9 protein-coding genes are annotated in these 5675 nt (G+C 63.3%); all 9 read right to left on the bottom strand.

Annotation, left to right across the window (positions count from 1 at the left end):
* A partial coding sequence (gene rpoA, locus LQV45_RS16340) for a DNA-directed RNA polymerase subunit alpha (RefSeq protein WP_230007934.1) occupies positions 1–603 on the bottom strand: 603 nt, incomplete at its 3' end.
* Positions 604–736: 133 nt separating this feature from the next.
* Positions 737–1138, bottom strand: coding sequence for a 30S ribosomal protein S11 (gene rpsK, locus LQV45_RS16335; RefSeq protein ID WP_018773682.1), 402 nt, complete (start codon positions 1136–1138; stop codon positions 737–739).
* A 52-nt stretch (positions 1139–1190) separates the two neighbouring features.
* Complete coding sequence (rpsM, locus tag LQV45_RS16330) at positions 1191–1565, bottom strand: 30S ribosomal protein S13 (protein ID WP_028275004.1); 375 nt, start codon at positions 1563–1565, stop codon at positions 1191–1193.
* Between the two features lie 173 nt (positions 1566–1738).
* Complete coding sequence (rpmJ, locus tag LQV45_RS16325) at positions 1739–1852, bottom strand: 50S ribosomal protein L36 (RefSeq protein WP_009358722.1); 114 nt, start codon at positions 1850–1852, stop codon at positions 1739–1741.
* 69 nt (positions 1853–1921) lie between these two features.
* Positions 1922–2143, bottom strand: a complete 222-nt coding sequence (gene infA, locus LQV45_RS16320; RefSeq protein ID WP_009358723.1) for a translation initiation factor IF-1 — start codon at positions 2141–2143, stop codon at positions 1922–1924.
* 188 nt (positions 2144–2331) lie between these two features.
* Entirely contained in the window at positions 2332–3378 is a 1047-nt protein-coding gene (locus tag LQV45_RS16315) for a P1 family peptidase (RefSeq protein ID WP_230007933.1), read from the bottom strand.
* Positions 3379–3499: 121 nt separating this feature from the next.
* Positions 3500–4327 (bottom strand): type I methionyl aminopeptidase, encoded by an 828-nt coding sequence (gene map / locus LQV45_RS16310; RefSeq protein WP_230007932.1) that lies wholly within the window; start codon positions 4325–4327, stop codon positions 3500–3502.
* A gap of 246 nt (positions 4328–4573) precedes the next feature.
* A complete protein-coding gene (locus tag LQV45_RS16305) occupies positions 4574–5143 on the bottom strand; it encodes an adenylate kinase (protein ID WP_230007935.1) in 570 nt (189 codons plus the stop codon).
* A 5-nt stretch (positions 5144–5148) separates the two neighbouring features.
* The coding region (locus LQV45_RS16300) for a SecY family transport protein (RefSeq protein ID WP_290370258.1) at positions 5149–5675 on the bottom strand (527 nt) is incomplete at its 5' end.

Here is a 5675-nt window from a genome sequence, read left to right as displayed (position 1 = left end):
TGCCTGCTTGGTCTCGACGTCGACAATGAGCTTGTCGAAGTCAGTGCGCTGCTCAACACGGGTAGCTTCCACGCGGAAAGTAACCTTCAGAACCGGCGAGTAGATCGAGTCGACCGGGATGCGGCCGATCTCGGAGTCGCCGGACTTGTTCTGAGCTGCCGAAACGTAGCCGCGACCGCGCTCGATGGTCAGTTCGAGTTCGAACTTGCCCTTCGAGTTCAGCGTGGCAATGTGCAGATCCGGGTTGTGGAATTCGACGCCGGCCGGCGGAGCGATGTCCGCGGCGGTGACGACTCCCGGTCCCTGCTTGCGCAGGTAAGCAACAACCGGCTCGTCGTGCTCGGAGGAAACCGACAGGTTCTTGATGTTCAGGATGATCTCAGTGACATCTTCCTTGACACCCGGAACCGTGGTGAACTCGTGCAGCACGCCATCGATCCGGATGCTCGTTACAGAGGCACCGGGGATGGAGGAGAGCAGGGTACGGCGGAGGGAGTTTCCGAGGGTGTAACCAAAGCCCGGCTCCAGCGGTTCGATGATGAACCGTGAGCGGTTTTCGGAGACGACCTCTTCGGAGAGGGTGGGGCGCTGTGCAATGAGCACTTAGGTTTCCTTTCGGCGAGCATCCGCTATATGACGCAACACAGGTGGTGGAAAGATCGGTCTGAAGACTTAACGCGGCCGGGCCTGCCCGGACCGGTGAGGGTCCGGGCAAGCTCCTGGGCGCTGGAAAGCCTTAGACGCGGCGGCGCTTCGGCGGACGGCAGCCGTTGTGGGCGCTGGGGGTGACGTCCTGGATGGAGCCAACCTCGAGGCCAGCGGCCTGCAGCGAGCGGATGGCGGTTTCGCGTCCGGAACCCGGTCCCTTAACGAACACGTCAACCTTGCGCATGCCGTGCTCCTGTGCACGCTTTGCGGCGGCTTCGGCGGCCATCTGGGCAGCGAACGGGGTGGACTTACGCGAGCCCTTGAAGCCAACCTCACCGGACGAAGCCCAGGAGATGACAGCACCGTTCGGGTCCGTGATGGACACGATGGTGTTGTTAAAGGTGCTCTTGATGTGCGCCTGGCCCAGCGCGATATTCTTCTTGTCCTTCTTACGCGGCTTGCGAACCGCGCCACGAGTCTTCGGGGGCATTTTTTCTCCTACAGAAAGTTATCGGGGGAAAACCGAGTTAATCCCTCAGGGATTAACGGGCCTTCTTCTTGCCTGCGACGGTGCGCTTCGGACCCTTGCGGGTACGCGCGTTCGTCTTCGTACGCTGACCGCGCACTGGCAGGCCCTTGCGGTGGCGAATACCTTCGTAGCTGCCGATTTCAACCTTGCGGCGGATATCAGCGGCTACTTCGCGGCGAAGGTCACCCTCAACCTTGTAGTTGCCTTCAATGTAGTCACGCAGCTCAACCAGCTGCGCGTCGGTCAGGTCCTTGACCCGAACGTCAGCGCTGATGCCGGTAGCAGCCAGGGTTTCGTGTGCACGGGTCTTGCCCACGCCGTAGATGTAAGTAAGCGCAATTTCCAGCCGCTTTTCGCGGGGAATGTCTACGCCAGCGAGACGAGCCATATTGGCAGTACTCCTTGTATAAACCGGAGGTCGTAGGCAGTACACCCGCATGTTCAGTGCGGCCCCAGCCTCCGACCGGGGGTTAGCTGTCCGGGCTCATACGTCCCAGTTCAGCTTGTGCTGCCTTTATTTACTTGCGTGGGTTAGCAACCCAGGGTTTCCAGTGAAGGAAATTAGCCCTGGCGCTGCTTGTGGCGCGGGTTCTCGCAGATCACCATGACCCGGCCATTACGGCGGATCACTTTGCACTTTTCGCAGATCTGCTTGACGCTCGGCTTGACCTTCATGGCGTTCCTTTGCGTGTTGCAGTTGGTCAGCTGGACCGGCCCTCGGCTATTGCCCTGGCCGCCCAGTGTTTACTTGTAGCGGTAGACGATACGACCACGTGTCAGGTCGTAAGGGCTCAGCTCCACCACTACGCGGTCCTCGGGGAGGATCCTGATGTAGTGCTGGCGCATCTTTCCAGAGATGTGTGCCAGAACGATGTGCTTGTTGGTGAGCTCAACGCGAAACATCGCATTGGGCAGCGCCTCGGTCACAACGCCCTCGATCTCAATGACCCCGTCCTTCTTGGCCATACCCTCCGCTAACTGTTGTTGCCGCAGCCTCCCGGTTTGCACCGGTCATGACCGCGGACGTTTTTGATTGATTGGCTGGTGCCACCCGACCCCAAAAGGGCACAACGGGGCAGACAACCAACAGACAACACTACGCCATCGCGGCCGGATTGTTAAATCCGAAGTTAAATCCGCCCATCGTAGCGCACTCAGCGTCCGTACGCACCTAGCGTCCCGGCCGCCGTCGTCACTGCCTCCGCCTGCGAGATCCCGTCGAGGATGGCCATCCGGACGACGTCGGCGGCCGCGCTCTGCAGGGTAATGAGGCTAATCTGCCGGGCCGCCGGGGTGCTGCGGTCAAGCGCGACGGCGCCCGTCGCCAGCGCGAACACGGTATCGCCGTCGGCGAGGGTGTGGCTTGGATTCAAAGCCCGGGCCACTCCGGCATGGGCCGCCGAGGCGGTGCGTTTGCAGTCCGCCTTGTCCAGGACGGCGTCCGTGGCGACGACGACGAGCGTGGTGTTGAGTGCCGGAGGCTCTTCCGGCACTCCCGGTTCCTGGACCTGTGCGGCTTTCGCCGCAGCAGGCGAAACCCTCTGCGTGCTCGCTCGTTCCTCGCTTAGACGCACGCTGCCGGGTTCCCCCTGTTGCGGCGATGTGCCAAAAGGTAACCCCAGCGCATTGACTACCGCTAGTGCCGCTACAACGACCGGCCCGTCCTTTGAGATGTTTTCTAGGGTGAGGGAGGCTGTGCCCACTCCCCCTTTGTACGTGCCCCTGCCGATTGCCGCTCCTGTGCCGGCGCCAACGTTGCCGCGTTCGACGTCGTGCCCTTCCGGCTGCCCGGCGGCGGCGGCCGTCGCCGCGTAGCCCATCGCCTCTCCAGGGCGGGCGGAGAAATCGCCGCCGCGGCCCAGGTCGAAAATCGCGGCCGCCGGCACGATCGGAACAAGCCCGCCGGGGACCGGGAAGCCTCGGCCGTTCTCCTCGCACCAGCGCATGGCGCCGCCCGCGGCTGCGAGGCCAAAGGCGCTGCCCCCGGTCAGGACCACGGCGTCCACGGTCTGGGACAGCGTGGTGGGATCCAGTGAGTCCGTCTCATGCGTCGCAGGCCCGCCGCCCCGGACGTCGACCGAGCCGACGGTGCCCGGCGGCGGGAGAACCACAGTCACTCCGCTCAGCCAGCCGTCGCCGGACTTCTGGACCTGGCCTATCCGGATCCCGGCCACGTCTGTGATGGCTCCTGTTGCTCCCATGGCTCCATTGTGCGCCCCGGCTGACCTGCGACACGCAAAATCCCTGGCGCTACCGTATTCCGGTGTCGCCAGGGATTTTGCGCGTCGCCAGAAATCCCGCGAGTCGCCTTGTAGTTCGGGCCTAGGGAATCGGGACGGGCACGACGCCGAGCGGCGCCAGTTTCGCCGCTCCCCCGTCAGGTGCCGAGAGGACCCAGATCCCCTTCTCGTGCACGGCCACCGAGTGCTCCCACTGGCAGGAGCGCTTGCCATCCGTGGTGACGACGGTCCACTCGTCGTCCAGGATTGCGGTCTCGATGCTGCCCCGGACCAGCATGGGCTCGATTGCGAGGCACAGCCCCGGGCGGATCTTCGGCCCGCGGTGGCCGGTGCGGTAGTTCAGCACGTCCGGCGCCATGTGCATCTCGGAGCCGATTCCGTGCCCTACATAGTCCTCCAGGATGCCCAGCGGTTTGCCCGGCACGGAGGAGACGTAGTCGTCCACGGCGTTGCCGATATCGCCCACGAATTTCCCGGTGGCCAGGGCTGCGATGCCACGCCACATGGCTTCCTCGGTAACCTCGGAGAGGCGAACGTCTTCGGGATCGGCGGTGCCGACAATCACGGTCCGCGCCGAATCGGAGTGCCAGCCGTCCACGATCGCGCCGCCGTCGATCGAGATGATGTCGCCGTCCGCCAGGACCCGGCCGCCGGGGATGCCGTGCACCACCTCTTCGTTCACCGAGGTGCAGATCGTGGCCGGGAACCCGTGGTAGCCGAGGAAGTTGGACTTGGCGCCGGCGTCCTGGAGCACGGCGGCGAAGACCTCATCCAGCCGGGCAGTGGTGACGCCGGGGGCCGCGGCGGCCACCGCCGCATCCAGTGCCCGGCTCAGGACCAGTCCGGCCTCGTGCATCGTGCGCATCTGGGCGTTGGTCTTGTATTCAATGCGTGCCTGGCCGAATGCCATCGCTACCTCAAAATTTTCTCTCGCGGTCCGGGCGGGCTGGATCCCGGGCCTCCACCATGGGTCATCAACCCAAGTCTTCAAGCTCTATTCTCCCGTACCGGTTCAACGGTTCGGAACGGGCTCGCTGCGGGGCCGCCCAACGCCGAAGGGCGCGTCCCGTACCCGATGGTACGGAACGCGCCCTTCTGCACTGCGTCTCTGTTCTGCGTCAGCCGCAATGAGCATGCGTGGATCAGGGGGTGAGGATCAGGCGGCCTGGGCCGATTTGATCGCTTCCATGACGCGCTCGGTGACTTCGTCGATGGCACCGATGCCGTCCACCTGGGTCAGGATGCCGCGTTCGGCATACTTGGCCACCACAGGTTCGGTCTGCTCGTGGTACAGGTCCAGCCGGTGACGGATAACGCCTTCGTTGTCGTCGCTGCGGCCAGTTTCCTTGGCACGGCCCAGGAGGCGGGCAACCAGCTCCTCGTCGTCAGCGGTGAGCTGGAGCACGACGTCGAGCTTCTGGTCAGCGCCGGCGAGGATGTCTTCGAGGTAGTCCACCTGCGCGGTGGTGCGCGGGTACCCGTCGAGCAGGAAGCCTGCCTCGACGTCGTCCTCATTGAGGCGGTCGCGCACCATCTTGTTGGTGACGCTGTCCGGGACGAAGTCGCCGGCGTCCATGTACTTCTTGGCTTCGACGCCGAGCGGAGTCTCACCCTTGACGTTGGCGCGGAAGATGTCTCCGGTGGAGATCGCAACGACGCCGAGGCGTTCTGAAATGCGTTCCGCCTGCGTTCCCTTGCCGGACCCGGGAGGTCCGATAATCAACATTCTCGTCATCGCAAAAGCCCTTCGTAGTGACGTTGCTGTAGTTGCGCATCAATCTGCTTCACGGTCTCCAGACCGACGCCCACCATGATCACGATCGAGGTGCCGCCGAACGGGAAGTTCTGGTTCGCGTTAATCAGGACCAGTGCAACCAGCGGGATCAATGCCACGAAGCCGAGGTAGAAGGCGCCGGGCAGGGTGATCCGGGATAGGACGTACTGAAGATAGTCCGCGGTCGGCTTGCCGGCGCGGATGCCCGGAATGAAGCCGCCGTACTTCTTCATGTTGTCCGAGACCTCTTCGGGGTTGAAAGTAATCGCAACATAGAAGTAGGTGAAAAACACAATCATGGCGAAATACAGTGCCATATAGATCGGGTGGTCGCCCTTGGTGAGGTTGTTGTTGATCCACTCAACCCATGGCTGTACCGGCTCGCCGGCCTTGGGCTGGTTGAACTGTGAGATCAGCCCCGGCAGGTAGAGCATGGACGAGGCGAAGATGACGGGCACGACGCCGGCCATGTTCACCTTGATGG

This window comes from Microbacterium sp. Bi128 (assembly GCF_918698205.1).
Note: the sequence above shows the minus strand (reverse complement) of the source record. Positions and strands in the feature narration are given on the sequence as shown.

What these genes read in the sequence shown, in the direction of transcription:
- rpmJ (WP_009358722.1), bottom strand. Translation starts at nt 1,852, where the DNA reads ATGAAGGTCAAGCCGAGCGTCAAGCAGATCTGCGAAAAGTGCAAAGTG.
- rpsK (WP_018773682.1), bottom strand. Translation starts at nt 1,138, where the DNA reads ATGCCCCCGAAGACTCGTGGCGCGGTTCGCAAGCCGCGTAAGAAGGAC.
- infA (WP_009358723.1), bottom strand. Translation starts at nt 2,143, where the DNA reads ATGGCCAAGAAGGACGGGGTCATTGAGATCGAGGGCGTTGTGACCGAG.
- map (WP_230007932.1), bottom strand. Translation starts at nt 4,327, where the DNA reads ATGGCATTCGGCCAGGCACGCATTGAATACAAGACCAACGCCCAGATG.
- LQV45_RS16315 (WP_230007933.1), bottom strand. Translation starts at nt 3,378, where the DNA reads ATGGGAGCAACAGGAGCCATCACAGACGTGGCCGGGATCCGGATAGGC.
- rpsM (WP_028275004.1), bottom strand. Translation starts at nt 1,565, where the DNA reads ATGGCTCGTCTCGCTGGCGTAGACATTCCCCGCGAAAAGCGGCTGGAA.
- LQV45_RS16305 (WP_230007935.1), bottom strand. Translation starts at nt 5,143, where the DNA reads ATGTTGATTATCGGACCTCCCGGGTCCGGCAAGGGAACGCAGGCGGAA.